Origin of the sequence: Streptomyces sp. SID13726 (assembly GCF_010548375.1) — a bacterium.
In the GTDB taxonomy this organism is placed as follows: Bacteria; Actinomycetota; Actinomycetes; order Streptomycetales; family Streptomycetaceae; genus Streptomyces.
In genome coordinates, this window is sequence record NZ_JAAGLY010000758.1 from 1 (window position 1) to 398 (window position 398).

A 398-nucleotide genomic window follows, 5' to 3' on the forward strand; every position below is an offset into this window, starting at 1 on the left:
GCCGAGCACGGTCGCGGGCACTCCCCCGAGCAGGCCGAGCGCCCCGACGACCACGCCGATCCGGCGCAGCATCGCGGAGAACGCCGCCCGGTCGCCTGCCGTGTAGGCGGCGGTCAGTCCGCCGAGCAGCGAGGCCTGCAGCGAGCCGAAGACGAACAGCGGCACCCGGGCCAGGACCAGGGCGTTGAGCAGCGCCGCGATCAGCACGCTGTCGGTGGGGGCGAGCAGCTTGGTGCTCATCACCGCGGCGTTGACGACGACCTGGGACAGCAGGGTCGAGCAGATCAACAGGCCGAGTCCGGCGGTCAGTTCCCGCCAGGCGATCTCCTCGCCGGGCTCCACGGCGCGCAGCAGCGCCGGCAGGGTGACCAGCGTCGCGGCGATCGGCGCGACGGCCA

Annotated in this window: 1 pseudogene; it reads right to left on the bottom strand. The window is 73.9% G+C overall.

The window, feature by feature from the left end:
• Positions 1-398: pseudogene (locus G3I78_RS50150) on the bottom strand (hypothetical protein); the annotation flags it as partial.